Annotated in this window: 24 protein-coding genes; 21 read left to right on the top strand and 3 right to left on the bottom strand. The window is 43.2% G+C overall.

The features are described 5' to 3' along the window. Positions 1–3: 3 nt before the first annotated feature. The 9 genes from ACX36O_RS07625 to ACX36O_RS07665 all read left to right on the top strand — a co-directional run bounded on the left by ACX36O_RS07625 (position 4) and on the right by ACX36O_RS07665 (position 9,262). A complete protein-coding gene (locus ACX36O_RS07625) occupies positions 4–831 on the top strand; it encodes a hypothetical protein (RefSeq protein WP_488359616.1) in 828 nt (275 codons plus the stop codon). A 22-nt stretch (positions 832–853) separates the two neighbouring features. Further along, entirely contained in the window at positions 854–3,205 is a 2,352-nt protein-coding gene (locus tag ACX36O_RS07630) for a hypothetical protein (RefSeq protein ID WP_488359617.1), read from the top strand. Between the two features lie 115 nt (positions 3,206–3,320). Further along, entirely contained in the window at positions 3,321–4,610 is a 1,290-nt protein-coding gene (locus ACX36O_RS07635) for a hypothetical protein (RefSeq protein ID WP_488359618.1), read from the top strand. A 281-nt stretch (positions 4,611–4,891) separates the two neighbouring features. Then, positions 4,892–5,689 (top strand): hypothetical protein, encoded by a 798-nt coding sequence (locus ACX36O_RS07640; protein ID WP_488359619.1) that lies wholly within the window; start codon positions 4,892–4,894, stop codon positions 5,687–5,689. A gap of 89 nt (positions 5,690–5,778) precedes the next feature. Next, positions 5,779–6,501 (top strand): ankyrin repeat domain-containing protein, encoded by a 723-nt coding sequence (locus ACX36O_RS07645; RefSeq protein ID WP_488359620.1) that lies wholly within the window; start codon positions 5,779–5,781, stop codon positions 6,499–6,501. Positions 6,502–6,608: 107 nt separating this feature from the next. Continuing rightward, entirely contained in the window at positions 6,609–7,154 is a 546-nt protein-coding gene (locus tag ACX36O_RS07650; RefSeq protein WP_488359621.1) for a hypothetical protein, read from the top strand. 208 nt (positions 7,155–7,362) lie between these two features. Beyond that, the gene (locus ACX36O_RS07655; protein WP_488359622.1) at positions 7,363–8,277 is read left to right on the top strand and encodes a hypothetical protein; all 915 of its coding nucleotides are present in this window, start codon (positions 7,363–7,365) and stop codon (positions 8,275–8,277) included. 89 nt (positions 8,278–8,366) lie between these two features. Next, a complete protein-coding gene (locus ACX36O_RS07660; RefSeq protein WP_488359623.1) occupies positions 8,367–8,537 on the top strand; it encodes a hypothetical protein in 171 nt (56 codons plus the stop codon). Next, complete coding sequence (locus ACX36O_RS07665; RefSeq protein ID WP_241170410.1) at positions 8,534–9,262, top strand: DUF4116 domain-containing protein; 729 nt, start codon at positions 8,534–8,536, stop codon at positions 9,260–9,262. Before ACX36O_RS07660 ends, ACX36O_RS07665 begins: the two co-directional genes overlap by 4 nt. 31 nt (positions 9,263–9,293) lie before the next feature. Here ACX36O_RS07665 and ACX36O_RS07670 read toward each other — a convergent pair whose 3' ends face one another. Further along, a complete protein-coding gene (locus ACX36O_RS07670) occupies positions 9,294–10,490 on the bottom strand; it encodes an ArdC family protein (protein WP_488359624.1) in 1,197 nt (398 codons plus the stop codon). Between the two features lie 122 nt (positions 10,491–10,612). Next, the gene (locus ACX36O_RS07675) at positions 10,613–10,921 is read right to left on the bottom strand and encodes a hypothetical protein (protein WP_488359625.1); all 309 of its coding nucleotides are present in this window, start codon (positions 10,919–10,921) and stop codon (positions 10,613–10,615) included. Between the two features lie 199 nt (positions 10,922–11,120). Here ACX36O_RS07675 and ACX36O_RS07680 point away from each other — a divergent pair, with 199 nt between their 5' ends. From ACX36O_RS07680 to ACX36O_RS07730, 11 genes are all read left to right on the top strand, one after another. Beyond that, complete coding sequence (locus tag ACX36O_RS07680) at positions 11,121–11,525, top strand: hypothetical protein (protein ID WP_488359626.1); 405 nt, start codon at positions 11,121–11,123, stop codon at positions 11,523–11,525. A 115-nt stretch (positions 11,526–11,640) separates the two neighbouring features. After that, positions 11,641–12,477 (top strand): transporter substrate-binding domain-containing protein, encoded by an 837-nt coding sequence (locus tag ACX36O_RS07685; protein WP_241170417.1) that lies wholly within the window; start codon positions 11,641–11,643, stop codon positions 12,475–12,477. A gap of 53 nt (positions 12,478–12,530) precedes the next feature. Beyond that, the gene (locus tag ACX36O_RS07690) at positions 12,531–13,226 is read left to right on the top strand and encodes an amino acid ABC transporter permease (RefSeq protein WP_488359627.1); all 696 of its coding nucleotides are present in this window, start codon (positions 12,531–12,533) and stop codon (positions 13,224–13,226) included. 161 nt (positions 13,227–13,387) lie between these two features. After that, positions 13,388–14,053 carry an amino acid ABC transporter permease gene (locus ACX36O_RS07695; protein WP_488359628.1) on the top strand — a complete coding sequence of 222 codons (666 nt, stop codon included), beginning with the start codon at positions 13,388–13,390 and terminating at the stop codon, positions 14,051–14,053. Next, a complete protein-coding gene (locus tag ACX36O_RS07700) occupies positions 14,050–14,775 on the top strand; it encodes an amino acid ABC transporter ATP-binding protein (protein WP_488359629.1) in 726 nt (241 codons plus the stop codon). The genes ACX36O_RS07695 and ACX36O_RS07700 overlap by 4 nt, the downstream gene beginning before the upstream one ends. Before the next feature lie 108 nt (positions 14,776–14,883). Continuing rightward, the gene (locus ACX36O_RS07705; protein ID WP_488359630.1) at positions 14,884–15,258 is read left to right on the top strand and encodes a hypothetical protein; all 375 of its coding nucleotides are present in this window, start codon (positions 14,884–14,886) and stop codon (positions 15,256–15,258) included. Further along, positions 15,251–15,559, top strand: coding sequence for a hypothetical protein (locus ACX36O_RS07710; RefSeq protein WP_488359631.1), 309 nt, complete (start codon positions 15,251–15,253; stop codon positions 15,557–15,559). Before ACX36O_RS07705 ends, ACX36O_RS07710 begins: the two co-directional genes overlap by 8 nt. Positions 15,560–15,587: 28 nt before the next feature. Then, entirely contained in the window at positions 15,588–16,484 is an 897-nt protein-coding gene (locus ACX36O_RS07715; protein ID WP_488359632.1) for a transporter substrate-binding domain-containing protein, read from the top strand. Positions 16,485–16,596: 112 nt separating this feature from the next. Next, positions 16,597–18,156: a hypothetical protein gene (locus ACX36O_RS07720; RefSeq protein ID WP_488359633.1), complete on the top strand. Its 1,560-nt coding sequence runs from the start codon at positions 16,597–16,599 to the stop codon at positions 18,154–18,156. A 112-nt stretch (positions 18,157–18,268) separates the two neighbouring features. After that, positions 18,269–18,586 carry a hypothetical protein gene (locus ACX36O_RS07725; protein WP_488359634.1) on the top strand — a complete coding sequence of 106 codons (318 nt, stop codon included), beginning with the start codon at positions 18,269–18,271 and terminating at the stop codon, positions 18,584–18,586. A 170-nt stretch (positions 18,587–18,756) separates the two neighbouring features. Beyond that, on the top strand, positions 18,757–19,212 hold the full coding sequence (locus ACX36O_RS07730) for a hypothetical protein (RefSeq protein WP_488359635.1): 456 nt from the start codon (positions 18,757–18,759) through the stop codon (positions 19,210–19,212). A 51-nt stretch (positions 19,213–19,263) separates the two neighbouring features. Here the strand turns inward: ACX36O_RS07730 and ACX36O_RS07735 are convergent, their stop codons facing one another. Beyond that, positions 19,264–19,815, bottom strand: coding sequence for an outer membrane beta-barrel protein (locus ACX36O_RS07735; protein ID WP_488359636.1), 552 nt, complete (start codon positions 19,813–19,815; stop codon positions 19,264–19,266). Between the two features lie 162 nt (positions 19,816–19,977). On the opposite strand from ACX36O_RS07735, the gene ACX36O_RS07740 reads away from it, so the two are divergent. Further along, positions 19,978–20,445, top strand: coding sequence for a hypothetical protein (locus ACX36O_RS07740; RefSeq protein WP_488359637.1), 468 nt, complete (start codon positions 19,978–19,980; stop codon positions 20,443–20,445). The last annotated feature ends 63 nt before the right edge of the window (positions 20,446–20,508 follow it).

Below are 20,508 nucleotides of genomic sequence, written 5' to 3' on the forward strand. Positions count from 1 at the left end.
GCAATGACACAACCACAAAAACAATCTGAGCCATTCTTAGAGAAAAAGACAGGCAATAAATATGAGGGTAAGGCATTCAGACCCTCTATTGCCGACTTGGTAAAAAGCATTTCAAAGACCGTGGACCCAACACCTGACGAGGTAAAGAAAGAGGACGTTGACCACCTTGTAAGCGACGAGATAAAGAAAGACGTAGCAATTGGCTTGGAGCAGTTGCCCCACTTAAACCAACAGACAGAGCTATTGAACCAGGCAGACCCACGCAACAGCCGTGAATTTTTCAATGAGGGCTATATCAAGTGGGCGAGAGATAACAGCAACACTCACACAAACCTTGCAAGCTTTGGCTCAAGAGTCTCTTTTTGGCTTGGCTCTACCTTAGTTGCAAATCCTGCTGACAAAAACTTGCCTGACTATGTTTGGTATTTGCCTAAAGACCGCTTGACAGTGTTCAGAGGCCACTTTCATCCAAAGACCATAGCAATGAATGACAAATACATTTTGCATGTGAACAAGCTCATATTGGAGCAAAGAGACAGCATACAAAAACGCATTGCATTTTGGTTTTTGATTTTTGGCTTGGCATTTGGCGGCATGGCATGGACAGGCACCAAGGTTCACAACGGCTACAACTATGTTGTCAATCAAATCAAGGCAAGTGGCGACCAAGAGAAATTTGAACAAGAGCAAAAAGCTACTGCGATAGAGACACTTAAAAAAGACGCTGAGGCATTAGTAGCGAAATACAAAGCAGGACAAATCACTGACTCTCAATTCTTAGAACAGAAAAACGCATTGAAAGCCAGAGAGTTAGAAATCAACAAGAAATAACACAACAACAGGAGACATGAACATGAAATTAGCACCAACACAATTGAAAGGAACCACAGACGCCCTTTTCAACAAAACTACAGCAGCATTGAGCAGAGTCAGCCCATTTGGAGCAGGCTTGGACTATGACGGCTTTCATGACAAAGCATTTGCATGGATGGACGAAATCAAAAGCCCAGGCGCTTTATTTACAAGTCCTTTGACCCCTGCTGACTTACGCAAATCTCAGGTAAGAACCATTCGCTCAAAAAATGGCATGGCAATCAGTGGCTTGACTTTGGCAGAGGATTGGACTTTTGGAGCCGAGGCAGGCATTAAAACCATTCCACTTGCTTTGATGCTTGCAGGAGTCATTACAACCGCGACTCTTGCGACAAGCATGACCGCGCCAATGGTTGCAGGCTTGATTGGTTTAGGAATCTATCGCCTTGTTGGAGCGAACTTTGGCGAGCTTTTGATAGGCACCTTGTTAGCAGGAGGTGCAGCATACGCAAGTCAGACATTCGGAGGCTCTAACACCTTGATTGGGGCAGCTACTTTCTTGTTGCCTGCCGCCGTCATTTATCTTGGCAACTACTTAGCCAAGAAAGGCAGAGCTAATGCATTGCTTGAGCAATCTAGATACCACACCAACACTTTGGGCGACGATGACAAATTGTTTGACAAGTTAAAGAGACAAATCACTCAAGCAATCAAAGACGACGCCAAAGCACCATTCTTGAAATTGGCTAAGGCAACAGGCACTTTCCAAAGAAAAGGAGCTTTTGAGTGTCCAGATGCAGGCACAGAGATTGGCGTCAATTTCAGTGACTTGGCTCAACACATGTTCTACATGGGCAAACCAGGCACAGGCAAATCCTACGCACTTAGAAAAGCCATCAAAGAGGCATACCTTGCTTGCAAAAAAATGGGCAAGAACATTGGCATGCTTTTATTAGACGGCAAAGGCGAGTTGGCTTTTGAATGCAGAAAGATTCTTGACCTTATCGTTCACCCAAGCACCGTCGAAAACTTTTGCTTAGTAGAGGGCGTGAATGCAACCAAATTCACATCCATTATGCAAACAATCAACAACGTGAAAATGGAGGGTCCAAACGCTGACTTTGCAAGAGCAGGCTTAGAGCTTGTCTATAACGCTGCATTGGCACACCAATTCTTGAGAGACATTGTTGAGGCTGACCCAATCATTGCTAAATCATGGGATTTCAAGTGGAGCTACATGTATCGCTACAACTTGATGAGCACCATGCTTGAGCCTGGTCAGTGGATTGAGAAAAAGGGCATTCAAGAGTTCGTTCCAGGCAGAGGCAACATGCTTGCACAAGCCTTGACTTACCATCCTGACTTTGGAACTGACCCACGTATTGAGCAATTGATATTGAGTATTGAGGGCGAGCTTTCAGAGGAACGCCAAGAGTTCGCAATGAAATACTTAAAGAACGCTCAAGGCTACATGCAAGCCGTCTTGCAAGAGGAAAACATTATCAGATGGGCCAACAGTGAAACCTCATCTATCAATGTGCTTGACGTATTGAAAGGCAAAAAGATTGGGGTTGCATTGCCACCTGAAAGATTTGGCATTGCAGGCGCTTTTGTGACTCAGTTGATAAAGGCATCCGTCAGAAACGGCATTGCAAACAGAGACAACACTTGGAGAAACGACAGCAACAACACTGAAATCTTGATGGTGCAAGACGAGTTTCAAGACTTATTCTCTGAGACTGACGACTTGAACAACATACCAAAAGACCGCTCACGTGGTTGCTACAACTTGGCAGCAAGTCAAACAGTCTCAGCTATTCGCTCAAAAATTTCTAACACTGCAACTGCTGACTACTTGTTTGCAAACTTTGCCTCATTCGTATCTTTGAAAACTGCTGACAAGACCGCTGATGAATTAATGCAGCAACAAGCAGGAACAGTCAAGGTAGTGAGAGTCAATACACCAGCAGGTAAAGCTATTGCTTTCAGAGAGACAGCACAAGACTTAGTAAGCAGACCTGAATTTGACCCTACCCACCCTGACGCAAAGATGTTCAAGAAATTCAGAACAGACATTGAATTCAATGTCTATGACGAACAGAAAAAAGGCATTCCAGGAGCAACCGGCTTGTTCAGTGCAGCAGGCAGCTTAGTCAAGTTCCTTGTTCTTACCCCTCTTTCATTGGTCATGAACACAGTGGGCAGACATGTTCATTATTTCTCTACCTACAGCAAAGACGAGAAACAAGAATATGCAAAATTATTGAGTGATGACATGTTCAATGAACTTGATTTACCTCAGCATGCAGTTTGCATTTTCAAACGCGGCGGCATGTGGGTCAAAGACATTGCAACACTATACGGAGTTGACCCCGAATTCAACGATGTTTAAATCAAAACACAAAAGACAAAGCCCCTCTTTAGGGGCTTTTCTTTTATCTATCGCTCATTGCTCTTGATTTTATTTTTCTTTTTTGTATAACTATAAATACAACAAAGGAGATAACATGAAATCAAACAAAACAATCCTTGCTTTATCAGTCGCATTGCTTTTTTTAGCAGGTTGCAACGACAAGAAAGAGGAAACAAGTGCTTTAGACATGCTTGACAACGTGCAGCAGGACAAGAAAGCAGCACCTCAAGCAACCGCGGCCCCTACAAGCACCTCAGAGCAGACAGGTAGCTCTACCCCTCAGCCAACCTCTAGCAAGCGTGCAGGGAGCTATCCACGCACCGATGCGAGCATTTCCGGCCAGGTGGCAATCACTGAATTTGAGGCAGGCAGACCTTACACCTCAATCGTGTCCAAGGTGGAGGGCTTTAGAGCTCGCCCATACAGCGACGTAGGTCAAGGGTTCGCCGTGGGCAACGGATGGAACATGAGCTTTCAGAGTGCAGCCAACAACCGCGCATGGGCAAGCAAGGCAGGCATAGCAGAGCCAATGATTAAGAGCATTGTGGCGATCAATGGCCGCATGCAAGGACCTGTTCCCGCAGGCATAGAAATCACACCCGCACAGGCCACAGCAGTTGCCGAGGCAATGCGCCCTACCTTTGAGGCCCCTGCCGTCAGACTTTTTGGGCAATCCACCTGGAACAAGTTGCAGGAGCACCAAAGAGGTGTTTTGGTCTATCACGTTGAGAAAGTAGGACCGGGCGGCGCAGCCAAATACAAAGGCTTGATTAAAGCAGTTCAAACCTATGCGAACAGTCCAACTGAGGCCAACGGTCAAGCCGTAGTCTCACACATTGAATACGGCTACAAAATCAAGTATCCCGATGGTTCTTTCAAGCAGATGTATGACACCCGCAGCAAGTTATACATGGGAGCTTTGTTTGTAGACCCTCAGCAATACCGCTACTTGCTTGGAAAAGCTACAGCACCTACAGGCTTTGCAGCTACAGCGAAAACAGCAGGATTCAACATAGACACAAGCAAGTCAGCAGAGTCTCAAGTAGCTACTCAAGACGAGTTCCACAACGAGATTGAGCAGCTTGCAGACAAAGGCTTTGTTCCAGAGGTCAAACAAACCATTGACGGCAAGACAGTGAGCTATTCAATGGAGGAACAGCAATTTAAGACTCAGTGCATAGGCTCAACAAGTCTTTGCAAGAAAGTTCCTATTGATACCCCTGAGCCAAAGAAACCAACACCAACACCGACCACTCAAGCACCTGCCACAGTGGCCCCAAAAGTGGAGGTTCCTAGAGTTCAAGGTTCATGCAAAGACGGGCAGCATGAGGAAAGCATGAAAATGCCAAACGGCCAAATGATGAAATATTGTGTGATAGGTTAATCATGAGCAGCAAAAACAACATCCTAACTTATGGAGCAATTGGCTTTTGCATAGTCATGATTTTTCTAGAGCCAATGCTTTTGAGCCATGTCAATGAATACGACTTTGCCTTTTACATAATTATGGCAATAACTCTATCTATTACTCACATCATAGAGCGAAAAAGAAACACAGAAAGCGAATGAACAAAGCCCCTTGATTGGGGCTTTTTCTATGGCGGCTTGCTCTTGATTTTAGATTTCAATTTGGTATGTATATAAGACATAACAAGGAGAAATCAGATGCAAGTTCAATCAACTACACAAGAAAGGAAAAGACCTCTATTCAAACGCAACATGCTAGAGCTTGGAGTGAAAGACGGCGTGTCAATCAAACACAATGACGAGGGCTACATCATTCAAATGCCCGACCGCTACGACAACTACTTTCCACTTGTCGGCAACAACAAGCCAGGTCAAATCATGGGCAAGGTTCAGCCTCTTGATGCGTCACAGACCGTCAAGGACATTCAAATCTTTGTCCCTCTTGAGGCTCTAGCCAACAGCAAGACTCATGAACAGGTAGGCATGGCCCTGGTCCATGCGAGAAAGACCAACTCTGAAATCCTGCATGAGATTGACCTATTGGGCTATCAGAACGCTTGGAAATTCACAGGAGAGCAGCCTATCAAGGAGGCAGTCCCCAAGGCTGAAACAGGTAGAACCGTCAGCATGGACGGCGAGCTCACAGCCGTAGGCAAATATTTCATCTCAGTGCGCAAGATAGACGAGGCCACAGACAAGCAAGTCCTTGTGAGCTTTCCTACCAACAGAGTTCTCAAGTTCGCAGACGGAGACTTTAGAGACACCGTTGATCGAGCAGAACGAGTCAAGGAAAAGCTAGGGCTATCCAAGGACGATTTTTATGGAGGCGACTTGAAAGACGGAATCAAGCGAACATTCCATTTTGACCAACGCGGCAACTGCACAATGGTTCATGACCTTGGAGAAAAGGACATATTCAAGCAGTCAGTTCCTATCAAGTTGGAGATGGACAAAAAGCCAGTCAGAACAAAAGGCCCAACACTCACAATGAACTAAGAAACCCCGAAAGGGGTTTTTCTCTGTCCATGCTCTTGATTTTATTTATAGATTTCGTATAAATGATTTATACAAAAACAGGAGACAGCATGAACCAACAAGAACTAAACGATCAGCTTTATGTATCAGTGAGAGACAACAAGCCCGAACAAGTGAAAGAGTATTTAAAACAAGGTGCAGACATAGACCACAAAGACGGCAATGTTCTATACACAGCCGTTATTTTGGATAACTATGAAATGGCAAGATTGCTCATTGACGCAGGAGCCAATCCCACAGTCTCAAGATGCAAACCAATGAGATCCGCGTTGTTCTTTGGAAAGCCTGCAATGCTTGATATTTTATTAGAGCCGAATGGAGCTAAGGAACAGTTCAGAGACGAGTTGCCAAATGCTTTGAAACTTGCGACAGATAAAAGCGAGATTGATAAGGCAAGTTCGGCAGTAGTCCAAAAGCTAATTGATATTGGTTTCGATGTTCATTACTTTGATGACGCCGCAGTTAAAAACTCAGTCATAGGGAACATGCCTGAAATCACAGACCTATTACTTGAGAATGGAGCCAACTTTCATGCATCAGGCGACTATGCTTTTCGTCAGGCAGCAATCAAGGGCTATGACAAGGTTCTTGAGGTAGCGATTATTAAGCATGACCTCACACCTACACAGGAGAGTCTTGATTGGATGAGAGAAAAAGATTGCTTAAAAACAGTTGAGCATTTGATTGCAAAGCGAACCTTGAACAAACAACTACAAAATAAATATCCACCAAGACAGGCCAAGAAAACAAAAGGCTTTTCAATGAAAATCTGAGCAGCCCCGAAAGGGGCTTTTTCTTTGTCCAATGATATCGAGTTCATGACAAATCCTTGCTTTTCACTTTCTATTTAATAAGATAAGAACAACAACAAGGAGACACCATGAACCACTATGAGGACAAATTCTTTTTAGCAATAGGAATACAAGACCACGAAACCATTGAGCGATTGATTGAGAAAGACGTTGATGTGAATGCACGCAACGGCCATGCCTTATCAGTTGCCTCACACCAAGGCGACTACATGACCGTTCAAATGCTTTTGAAAGCAGGAGCAGAGCCAACAGCCGACAAATCCAAGGCTTTGAAAATGGCAGCACAAGCAGGCCACAAGGACGTTGTAGAGCTATTGATTGACTACGGAGCAGAGAACTTTGACGCAGCCATCAAGGCAGCAGCAAAAAAGAAAAAGGCACTTGCACTCTCAGCTTTGATGTTCAAGGCTCATGCAGACGAGCAAAGCCAATTCAAAGAGATTTCACGCAATCAAAATCTCAAGAAAGTTATTCAAGAAATACTTGAGGACACTAAAAACATTGATTTTGAAAATCTAATGTTCCTTATTCTTTCAGACGACATAGATGCGATTGAGGAAATCACACCTACAGACATAAAAGAAAGAATTCAGAACAGGAAATTAAGAGTTTAAAGACAAATGCCCCGCAAGGGGCTTTTTAGCCTCATAGGCGCATTTGAGCCATTTCTAAGCCCTACCCGTTCCCCACTCTCTTTTGTCGCGTCCTGAGCGATTCTGAGAGGTCATTTTTTCAATCACGATCTCTTTTGGCCCTTGACAAGTTCTTTTTGGACGCTAAAAGTTTTGATGTCAGTCTTAGAATAATTATAAGGAGAAAGTCATGGCAGAGAAAAAAACATCAAGAGCAAAGAAAGTAGTAGATAAAGTTGTTGAGGCCGTCAAAGAATTAGGCGAACAACCAATGCAGGAACAAGCCTTAATGCAAGGTAAGGTTTCTCAAGAGACAGAAACACCCGCAGCAATTGAAAGACGCAAAGAAAAAGACCAAGGCATTGATATTGTCAATAAAGACGGAATCAATGTAGAAAGCAAGAATGGTCATATCGTAGTCACTTTTCCAACCCGCAAGGAAATCAATTTCCTGTTTAATGAAAATGCAATAGGCATGAAATTCAGAGATCATGGCTATTCCGATGCAGACGACAGCAACAAGCTTTTTGAAAAAGAGAAATTACAGGTCAGAACTCTTGCATTCAACAGTGCAGACTTGACCCCTGAAACTCTGCCAAGGCTTGGCAAAGCCATTGACCAGGCAAGAGCAATCAACACTGAATACTTGACTGAGAAAAACGAGGCTATGGCTTACTTTAAGAGCATTGCAGGCACCGACAAACTTGCAGTCATGGGCAATGCTTTCAAGGTGGTTCAAAACGAGGCAGGCGGCAAAGAGGTCAAGCCACACTTTATCAATGCAGAGATATGCAAGATTGGCAAACACTTGATTGCAGCCGTAGACGGTTCTCACAACGGCGTCATGTATGCACGTCTTATCAAGACAAGTGATTTACACCTACAACCTCAAGACTATGCAGACAAGCAAAGCGCCGTCAGAGGCTACTTTCAAATCAAGCATGGCAACTTGAAAACCATTGAGGTGGACGGCAAACCTCAAGAGATTTTGCAAGGAGTCAAAAAGCACATAGCTTGGGGCAATGATTTTAAAGTGTCAAAAATCAATGACTACGCACCAAAGCAAACACAGACAAGAAATCAAGGCCAATCAATGGCAATGTAAAACAAGGCCCCGAAAGGGGCTTTTCTTTTATCTTGCTCTTGATTTCTTTTTTCTATTTTGTATAAGTAATAGATACCAAGGAGAACAAGATGACGAAAGACGAACGACTTATCAGCACAGCCACGGCATGGGAGAAAGGATTTTTCTATGGCCTTGCTTTTGGAATATTAATCATGTCGCAGATAGCAGGAATTCTAGGAAATCCAGGCTATGAAATACCTGCCAAATACACAATAGCACGACTATGGAGCAACGAATGAAAACATACGAAATGACCGACGATCAAGACGAGTTCTACAGATACCAAGCATTCTTTTCAAACAATGGATTGCTTGCTGAATACAGAGACAGAACAGAACAAGCGATGAGAATGCTTGAGGACCCTGACTATGAGATTTACAGACCACAGCGCATTGACTCATATTTCCCCTATTCAACCAGGTCAAACGCAGTCAAGAGTGATTTCAATGTGGCTATGTTTGCAGTGGCTCAGAATGAGGACAACTTTCAATATGTGCCTGAAAAATTAAGAACGCCTGAATTTTTCAAGACTGCATTCAAGCTCAATCCAAGAGCCGTCAAGTTCTTTCCCCAAGAGGTTATCAATCATCCTGACAACAACATGATTGTCATGCTTGCGAAATACAGACCTGAGCTATTGAGTGCAACACAGTTCAACTACCACCAACACATTGCAGTCATTGCTTTGTCAGTCAATCCAAGTCTCTATATGGATTTGACAACCTCATTGCAAAGAGATCAGCAGCTTATCTATATTGCGGTGAACAAGCCTGAGAGTTCCAATATTAAGCAAGAGTTCTACGACAAAAACAGAGCTTATGTGACTGAGGTGCTTGAGCTACCAATCCCGCCAATCATGGAGAAACCGAGAAACATGGCAGAGGCAAGAGCCTTGAACAAACTAACCAATAAAAGCTATGGTCCAGTTCTCAAGCCAAAGAAAGGCGACAAAGGAGATAAATAACAAAGCCCCAGATTTGGGGCTTTTTCTTTGCTCACATGCTCATGGCAAGTGATTTATCTTTTTTCAACACCTTGCTTTTTTCTGCTATCAATGGGGCTAATGTTTTTGTGTTCTCTTTGATAAGGCCAAGGTCAAGCTTGTGTTCGTTGCGCACAAAGTTTTGGTAGTCGGTGGATTGTTGAGCTTTTGCAGCGGCTTTGAAAATCATGTTCTTGTCTGCTTTCATGGCAGTTGCCCAGGATTTCATGTAGGCGGCGTGGTTCTCATGGGTGGCAGGGTCATGAGGAATGCCAAGCTCTGCCGCCATAAACACGCTTGTGAGTTCAGCTACCAATTCCTCAAACGCATAGGAGGCAGAGCCGAACTTGCCTGACAAGTCACGACCGAGCGCGGGGCCGGTGGAGTGTCCTAGCTCATGGTTCAAAGTGTCGTAGTAGGCACCAGGCTTGAACTTGTCTTGACGAGGCATGACGACCTTGTGATCGGCCACGGAGTAGTAAGCACGGCCACCGTCATTGTGTTCAATCTTGAGGCCGGTTTTAGCCATCATGGCTTGTGCATGTAGCTCTGCCTCAGCATGAGGCTCAAAGTCGTATGTGGGGACGTTTGGAGCTCGCATGTTCGCCACCTGGTTGATGTTGAACACCGTGCCTGCATAGACATTGCGCATGTAGGTTTTGACGCTGACGTTTTCGCCGTCTACCTCTACTGCATCCCCTGCACCCTCAGCAGCCTTGTCCAAGTAGCTGAATTTCACAGCCTTGAAAACGGCACTGCCTTTCTCGCCTGCCTTGACGTGGATAGGCTTGTCTCTATCTAACATGCCAAGCTTTTCTAGTTTTTCAAAGACTGCCTCAGCCTTTTGCTTTTCTCTCATGTAATCCACAGCAGGCAACTCGCCAGCCTCAAACTTGGATTGCAAGCCGATGAGGGATTTGTGAGCAGCTTGTCTTTCCCCCTCAAGCTCTTTGAATTGCAGATAGGTTGCAAAGTATGGATTGTCATGTCCCGCAGTCATGAGGGATATGAGGTTGCACCCCTGATAGTTCTTTCCTGTCAATGCGTTTCTAGGCAAGAGGGGGCACACAAACCAAGGCTTGCTCCACTTTCCAGCATTCTCCATTGACTCAATGACTTTTTCTGTCAAGGCTAGATGATGGTCAGTAGGTTGTTCTATGTGGTTCTTTGCGACTGAGACAAATTTCTTGTTCTTTTTTTGATATGCCATGATGACTCCTTTTTCTTTTTCTTATGAGTCAACAATAGCAAACAGAAATACAAAATCAATAGACGAAAAAAAGCCCCTGTATTTCTACAGAGGCTCAATTCAAGGAGAGAGATTGTTTTGGCTTACTTGCGAACCAACTTTTTCAGAACGAAAGCAAATACACCAACAGCAGGCAAAGCAAAAAAGATTGCAGCACCTACGACAAATCCTTTTTCGGCAGCAGGAACACTTGCAAGCTCACTCAACAGCCCAAGAGTCACCACACCACTGACAGCGGCAAGCAAGGCCACCACAGCGAACACAACAGCCTTGACGAACTTGATGCGGCTCTCTTGCGGCAAGCCTGCCACATTGCTGACCACGGCACCAAGGGCCAATCCACCAAGGGCAACGCCCCCGGCAACACCACGACTCACGCTCTTATCAATCATTTTCTCTCTCCTTTGAAAAATGTATATGCACTAGTTATCGCGTACATCACGGACAAAGTCAAGTCCACTTTCCTAGCTTTCTCTTATATAACGCATGAACCCTGCTTTTGGTTGATATCGAATTTCAAATATTTGACTTGCAAAGCTTGTTTTTCTCGTTCTATTTAATAAGATAAATATAGAACAACGGAGAACAACCATGAAAGCAGAAACAAAAAAAGAAATCGTTTGGCATTTAAAGAATGCTTTGACAAAAAAATTCATCCTCTTGCCATTCATAGCACCTTGCTATGTCGCCTTATATGGATTGAGCTACGTGGGCTTGTATCTTTCATATTTTCTGAAAGTCGTTGGACTCAAGACCGACAATGAGCGAGATACCTACTTTGCCAAGGTAAGAGTGCAAATGGCAGAGACAAATGACAAAGCAATCTTTGCTTTCTATGCCTTGACAATGACTTTTATTTATTGGTTCTTGTTTGGCTATGACCACAACGCAAGAACACTCATACAGTTCTTTAATTTCCCAACCTATGCCCTTTTCGCAACCCCTATTAAGGCCATAGAAATCTTAGCAACCCTACCCGTTCAATACGTCAAATAAACAAAGCCTCACTCAAGGGGCTTTTCTTTTTTGTATTTCTTTTGATTTGCTCTTGATTTTCTTTTTCTTTTTTGTATAACTAGATAACAACTTAACTACAAAGGAAAAAGAAAACATGAAAAAAACATTATTAGCTTTAGCTGCAATCTTATCTGTGAATGCTTATGCAGGCACAACCTTAGACAAGATCAATGAATCTGGCAAAGTCGTTTTAGGTGTTCGCGCAAGCTCTGCACCATTTTCATCTGTCAAAGGCAGTGGAGACTATGACGGCTATGCAGTAGCAATCTGCAAAGACATTGTTAGTTCATTGTCCAAAGACTTGAAAAAGCCATTGACTATTGAATACAAAGAGGTAGATACATCCACACGTTATACATTGCTTGACTCAGGCGTTATTGATTTGGAATGTGCAGGCAGTTCTTACAATGCTGAAAAATTAGCAGTTGCGAACTACTCTATTCACTTTACTGACTCTATCTTAGCAGCAGGCAAAGCAGGAACATCCATCAAAGACTTAAACGATTTATCCAAAGCAAGAGTTGGAATGGTTGCAAGTTTCAGTGGCGAGAAAAACATCAGACAGTTCTTTACTGACAAAGGCGTTGAAATCACTGACTCCAACTTACAAAAAGCTCAGAACTACGATGCATTATTCTTATTGCTTAAACAAAAGCGTATTGACGCAATCATAACCAACAAAGCAATCTTGATTGGTGAAATCGCAAAACAGAAAAACTCCAAAGACTTTGTGATTTTGGAGGAAACAAAAATCAAGGAAAACGACAAGTTAGGCATCGTATCTCCTGCGAAAGACCAAGATTTCACAAACAAAGTGAAAGCAACTGTCAAAGGCTTATACACCAACGGCACCTTAGAGAAATACTCTAAACAATACTTTGGCGACGGCTTATCAGCAGAATCCAAACGCGACATCGCTGACAACAAATAAAGAAAGGGCGAAAGCCCTTTTTTCACAACTAGACCAACAACAACGGAGACAGTATGAATTTTGATTTTTTAACCCAACACGTAGGCTCAGGAGAGAGCCAAACTTACCTTGACTGGATTTTGTCAGGCATGGGCTACACCGCCCTAGTGAGCCTTGGCGCCTATGCCCTTGCTTTGGTGCTTGGAGTCGTCATAGGGGCATTGAGAACCCGCACAGGACCTCTCTCATGGGCAGCTACAGCCGTCTTTGAGTTTTTCAGTTCTATCCCTCTCAAGGTGCAGATGTTCTTTTTCTACTTTGTCTTGCCTGCCCTGGTGGCACCCAAGTTCGCAGAGACAGCATCACCCCTTGCCTTGAGCCTTACCGCAGCCATAGGAGCCTTGGGCTTTTTCATGGGTTGCAGAGTGTCAGGCCACGTCTATTCAGGCATACAAGCCCTTGCAGACAGCCAGGCACAGGCAGCGAGAGCCTTGGGGTTCTCTACCTTGCAGAGCTACACCCTCATCCTCATTCCACAGGCTATCAAGAACAGCATGCCGGCCCTTGTGAACGAGCTCTTAAGCACCGTCAAAAATTCCTCTATCGCAGGAACCATTGGCCTTGCAGAGTTGTTCTATCGCTGCAAGCAATTGAACGAATTCACAGCAGTAGTCTATGAGCCTTTTTTCCTTGTCCTTTTTGGTTACTTAGTCATCAATTTCACTTTACTTGCGATTATGAGATCAACAGAAAAGACAAAGTTTGCATAAATTAGGGTCAAGCGTCAGTGCAATACTTTCAAGGTTTGTTATTGCAGGATGGCTTGAAAGAACCACTCAGAAATGAGTGGTTTTTTTATTGTTCATTGCTTTTGCTCTTGATTTTGTTTTTGTATTTTGTATAACTAAATAACAACAACAACGGAGATGCAATGGACTTTGATATATCAGTATTTATTCAATCATTAGGATTGCTAGGCAAGGGCTTAAAGATTACAGCCTTGATTACATTCTCAGGAATAGCAACAGGCTTATTTCTTGGAACTATTCTTGCAATCATAAGAAACAGCAAGAACAAGACAGCGAGCTTTCTAGCAAAGAGCTACATCAACATTTTTAGAGCAGTGCCTTTGCTTGTGGTTCTCTCAAGCTTTTACTTGATAGGCATGTCAGTCTTGAAAGCCAACGGCATTTATTCAGACATTGCCCTACCTGCAACCCTTATCGGCTTTGCCATGTTTGAGGCCGCTTACTTTGCAGAGATTATTCGTTCAGGAATGAATGCAATACCACCAGGACAGACAGAGGCAGCAAAAGCTTTGGGCTTTTCAACAATCCAAACCTACTTGCTTGTCATCATTCCACAGGCTTTCAAGAATGCCTTTTCAAGTATCACAACTCAATCAGTAGCTATCTTTCATGACTCAACTTTGTGCTATGTCGTAGGACTCACAGACTTGTTCACCACATTCATGCAGATAGGCGAAAGAGACGGAGTGGTAGAGACAGCCATCATGCTTGCAGCAGGGTTCTACTTGATTGCATGTGTCGCCATAAGACAGTTAGCCAAAAGAATAACCAAAGGAGAAATCAAATGATAAAAATAACGAATGTCAAAAAATACTATGGCAAGGTTCAAGCTTTGAGCTTTGACAACTTAGAAATCCAAAAAGGAGAGGTTGTGGTTTTTGCTGGCCCTAGTGGCTCAGGCAAATCAACAGCTATCAAGGCAATCAACGGATTGGAGCCTATACAGGCAGGAACCATCGAGATAGATGGCAAGGCTATCGGCTCATACACAGCCAAGGAGCTTGCAAAGAAAGTGGGCTTTGTGTCTCAGAAATTTGACCTATTCCCTAACTACACAGCCCTTGAAAACGTGGTGCTTGCTCAAGTCAAGGTTCTAGGCCGCAGCAAGGCCGAGGCACACACCAAGGCTCTAGAACTACTTGAGAGACTGGACATGACAGCACACAAGGACAAGTTACCAGGTCAGCTATCAGGTGGACAGCAGCAGCGTATTGCCGTAGCAAGAGCTTTGGCTATGGACCCTGAAATCATTCTCTTTGACGAGCCTACCAGCGCCCTAGACCCTGAGCTTGTCAAAGGCAGCTTGAGACTCTTGGAGGACATAGCACGTCAAGGCACCACCATGATTGTTGTGACCCATGAGATGAGCTTTGCCAAGCATGTATCCAACAGGGTAGTTTTCTTTGACAAGGGAGGATTGCTATTGGAGGCCACACCAACAGCCGAGTTCTTTGCGAACCCACGAACACAGAGAGCCAAAGATTTCTTGAATGCTCTAAACCTAGAATGAACAAAGCCCCAATTTGGGGCTTTTCTTTTTAATCAATGATATCGAAAGTTCGTTTTTGCTCTTGATTTTGTTTTTCAATTTTGTATAACTATTAAAAGGAGCAAAGAAATGAAACTGATACACCCAAAAATTAAAGACATAGTTATTTGGAACACTCTTGCAATTATGGGCGGCTTGGCTTTTGGAAACAACGGCTATGTCTATACCACCCTTGCATTGTTCTTAATCTATATCTCAATTGCGGTTGTATTTGGAGTCAAGGAGAGCAATCAATCCAAGTGGAGAAATTTCACAAACACTTTAGTGATTGGTTCATTCGCACTTTTCAACTTTCAATTTTTTGGCCCGATTGGTTTGGACTTGACAGTTCAAGCAACAATCAATATGTATTTAATGTTCTTTGCATTCTTTCCTTTGGTCAGACTTGCAAGAGTAAAGCATACAAACTACTCACACAACAACAAAGGAGAAAATCATGAGTAAATTATTAGGCATTATCTTAGCTTTAACAGCTACCTCAGCATTTGCAGCAGACACAGCTTTAACCGTAGCTCAAGCACAAGCAGAGCTTTCTAAAGCACCTTGCGAATTGACAGAGGTATGGGAGCAACCTGGTCAGTGCATGAGAGGCCAATCTGATTGCACAAGTCTTAGCGACAAAGCAGGCGCAAACACTATCTTGAACAACTACAAATCCGAGGACGTGAAAGTAGTCATCAAGAACACAGGTAAGTTTTGCAGTGTATTGATTTTAGAGAAATCATTCAAATGGGACACCAAATAATCACAACAAGAACAACAGGAGACAAGACATGAAAACCAAATCAGCAATCACAATCGCCCTTGCTTTATTAGCAGGTGCAGCACAAGCAGACTCTTTAGACAGAGTGGCACAGACAGGCACTATCAAATTAGGCTTTAGAGAAAAGGCAGTGCCAGTGTCTTACAAAGACGCTCAAGGAAATCCAACAGGTCAAACCGTTGAGACATGCAAAAACTTTGTTGCTTACCTTGAGAAAAAGTTAGGCAAGCCTTTGACTACAGAGTGGGTCATGGTGACACCCAAAGACCGCATCGAGGCAATCAAGGCAGGCAAGATTGACTTGGAGTGTGGAGCTACCACCAACACCGAAAAACGCCGTTTAGACGTGGATTTCTCAATCCCTACTTATATCTCTCACATGAGAGTTGCAAGGTTGCCCTCTACCTCTTTCACATTGATTGGAAAGCAAAGTCAAAAGATTGACGCCATTGTTATTGACGGCACATCAGCAGTAGATTTCATTTCCATCAACAACGAGGGAAACAAGACCGTCAAGCCTGACTACAACAAGATAGTGGTCAAAGATATGACTGAGGCTTTAGATAAATTGAAAGCAAGTCAAAAACCTGCCATTGTGATTTATGACGACATTCTTTTGATTTCAGCAATCAAAGCAAGAGCAGACAAAGACGCTTTTGTAGTCACTGACGACCATTTGAGTGTTGACCCTTACGGCATCATGAGTCAAAAAGGTTCCAAATTGGGCAAAGTCTTGAATGACTACATCACCGTTGAGATGGCGACAGGTGTTTTCACTCAAAACTATAACAAATGGTTCACAAGCGATATTCTTGATAACAAGAGTGTGAAAATCAATCTATCAAACAAAATGAGTAAAGCATTAGCAGATGTAGTGAGATTTCCCACAAACATAGTTGGCAACTAAAAACTTAAATCAAGCTGAAAGCCCCATACTTTGGGGCTTTTTCTTTTCTTTGCTATTGATTTATTTCTCTTTTTTTGTATAACTAGATAACAACAACAATGGAGACATATCAATGAACTTACAGAAAAGGAAAATCTATGTAGCAATCTTAGCTTTATGTGCAAGCCAAGCTTTTGCTCAATCAGTAGTAGTAGATAAAAGCAACACTCAAAACCCTGCAACAACAGGAGGATCAGAAAGCACAACCGTTGGACTAGAGAACACCGTATTTCAATCAGGCCAAACAATCACAGGCTTTGGAAACACGAACACTGCTTATGGGGCAAATATCTTTGGCTCATTGAATCGCAACAGTGTTCAGAACGCTGGAATATTCGGCAATGAAAATGAAATACTGACCACAACAACAGGCGTCAGAGCTTTCATTTTTGGGAACAGCAACAGTATTACAAACAGCACAGAGAATACTTTGTCTATGTTGTTTGGCATTGGATTGTCAGACAACGGCTTTTATAACTGCATTGCCTTTGGCAGCGCCAATTTCACAAGTGGATGCACAGCAAACAATCAATTCTCAGTAGGAGGCTTGACCATTGGGAATGTCGCCAATGGAGTTCTTGATAGCGATGCCGTCAATCTCGGCCAGGTCAAGACATTAATTGCAGCCTCAGCAGGTAGCGCAGGATCTACAGACCTTTCAGGTGTTCAAAGTCAGATAGACGCCAACAGCGCACAGATTTCAGCCGTCCAAACGCAACAGGCCAACACCACCACCAAGATTTCAACCTTGGAGGGCAGTATTGATGCGGCAAGCACCAAGGCACAAGCAGCCCAAACAGCGGCGCAGACCGCGACAAGCAATGTGAGCTCAATGCAGAGCTCTTTGAGTGCGACACAAGCCCAGGTATCAACCTTGTCTAGTGACATGCAGACTGCCAACGGCAACATAAGCACCATGCAGGCTCAAATCAGTTCTTTGACCGTTTCTAACGGCACCACTGACACAGCACTACTACAAGGGCAGATTGACACCCACACAAGCCAAATCTCAACCTTGCAGACACAGACAAACGCAAACACTACAGCGATTGCCACACAAGCAGGACAGATTTCAAGCTTGCAAACTGGACTCTCTGAGACAAACACAAGAGTCTCAGCCGTGGAGGTTCAAACCGTCAAAAACACTGCTGACATTGCAACTCATACAGAGCAAATCACAGGCTTACAAAACGGCCTTGCTCAGACCAATACAAAGGTTGCAGAGGTGGAGACTCAAACCAAGGCGAACACTACAGAGATTGCTTACCAAGGTGGACAAATCATTAGCTTGCAATCAGGTTTAGCGGCAACAAATGAACAGGTAGCTCAAAACACCGACAACATTAAAAAGCTTGACGGCAGAGTGACAGGTTTAGAAAACAGGATGAACAACCTTGAGAACATGACCAAGGGCTATGCTTATTCAGCCGCAGCAATGGGCATGGCAGCAGCAGGCATAGTCTTTGACCCAAGACTTGAAAGACAGATGGGCATGGCTGCATCAACCGTCAATGGAAAATCTGCAATGGCTTTAGGTGTAGCAGTAAGACAAGGCAATGCAATCGTCAATATGAAAATCGTAGGCAGTGGAGCTATGAAAGGTGCATCAGTAGGAGCAACATGGGGATTCTGATAGTCCTCATTTGAAAAAAAACAAAGCCCCTTGATTGGGGCTTTTTCTTTGGTTGCTATTGATTTTATTTTTATATTTTGTATAACTAAATAATAACCATAAAGGAGATTACATGTACGATTTTTATACAATAAACACAAGTTCAGATGTTGAAACCATAAAGCAAGCTAAAAATAAAATGTGGGAACTCTATGATGCGGACTACGAGACAACCTTTGACTATGAGGTTGAATTCAGGGATGACTACATTGCAGTCATTGCAAGCATCTATCTAAATGACGGAGATTTTTGGCCCATGCTTGAGATTAGGTTTGCAAAAGCTATGGGGATGGAGGCTATTGATGATTTTTTTGACTTTCATGTCTCACATTACTTTCAGAGTACATACAAAGGAAAATTCAAAAGCGAGATTGAGCCTTATTTTCTATAAAACAAAGCCCCGACATGGGGCTTTTTTAATTCCCGCTTTTCAATGAAAGGGATGGATGTTTTCTTTGGTTGTTTAAATGACGCATATCTTTTCAATCTTTCCTTGTTTATTGATGGACGTTTATCTTTCTTTTTCTTAAAATATAACCATCAACAAACCAAAGGAAAGACATGGAACTCAACCCCTCTCTTATTGCTTTTGTTTATTCAATCCATGCGCGAAACACTTTGACTTTTGAACAAGTCAATCAAGTCATGGAGGGCAAGAATGTTCCTGCCGACTTTTGCGATGACAACATGCTCATGGCTCAAGTCTTTGTGGAATTGGAATACATCAGGGACATTGAGGCAGACTTTGAAACCTTGAACTCTGACGAGCATGTGAATGCTTGGAACAAAGCCTATGCTCTTGCATTGGAAAACAAGCTCTATCCTTGGGAGTTTGAATGCTATTGGAGCAAAGAGGCATTTGTGGACGAAATCACGACGATTGAAAGCCTCAAGTTCTTTTCTACGGACAACGGCTATGACAACCGAGAATATGAACAGCTTTACAAGCTTGGGATAGGAGAGCAGGCACAAAGCGCAGATTACGGCCACTATCACACAATCAAGCGAATCAAATAAGCAGACATAAAAAAGGCCCCGTCAAGGGGCTTTTTCTTTTGGTGCTTTGGCTTAGAACTTGTAGCCCAAAGTCAAGCTTGTGTAGTCTGCATGATTGCCGTTTTGGCCTTTCATTCTCATGTGGTTCAAGCCCACATTCCAATTTTTTGCAAAGCCTACATCAACACCTACGTTATAAACCACACCACTGTCAGAACCGCTCTCATGAACAGTCCAATTAGGAACAGGAATGCCTAATTCGCCTTGTGTGTATGTTCTATTCCATTTTGTATAACGATAGCCTATGCCTGCTTTTGGGCTGACAGTGACATTGTTATCAAGTAAGAATGTATAGCCACCATTGATTAAACCAACGACATGCTTGTCGTTATATTCGGTCTTTGAGTCAATGTATTGCAATGAGGGTTGAACAAAGAACCCGTTAGTCAAGTATTTTGTGTAGTCAACACCCAATGTATAGCCTGTTGATTTCTCGCCTGCGGTCTTTCCTAATGAAACACCACCGAACACGCCAAAGCCGTCAGATAAATGTTTGTTGATTTCCTGAGCACTTGCAGCACTCGCCAAAGCTAATAAAGATAAAGCAACTAATGTTTTTTTCATGTGATCTCCTTTGTTGAATAGTTGTCTCTTAGTTATACAAAAAACAAAGATTAAATCAAGAGCAACCAACAAAAAAGAATGAAATTAATGCGTTTATCCCTGGACGCTACCTAGCCGTCAACATAAAATACAATCATCGCAAACAAACAAGGACTTTGGGATATGGACAAGAAAGACGCAATTATTGCACTTTGGCAGAACAGCGATGAAAAGATTGCTGACATCTACGACACCAATCAAGAGGTGGCCGATGCACTTAATCTCTTGGTGGACGGTTTTGAATACCCTGACCATTCACACAAGAAAGTCAAAGCCGTTCTTTTGGCCTATTTTCTCAAGAACCTGAAAGAGTTTGACCTTGGCAAAACACTTTGCCACCATGCTTTAGCAAGTCATAGCCAAGACAAAGGCATTGACCTCATGCCTTACTTTTACAACCATGCAAATTGCAATTGGGGAGTTTTGACAGATGACGACCAGATTGCAAACTTTGTGGCTATCTCTACAGCAGAGGGCAGGCTTTTGAGCAAATATAAGCTTGACGATGGCCAAGAGATTTATTTGATTACAGATTTTGAAAGTTCCGAGCAGCCAAGGCACACAACAGTAATGTTTGTTCAAGACTACTGAAAAACCACCAAACAAAACAAAGCCCCTTGATTGGGGCTTTTTTATTGCTCAATCACTCTTGAT

The sequence above is a fragment of the Brachymonas sp. KE5 genome, from assembly GCF_057773645.1.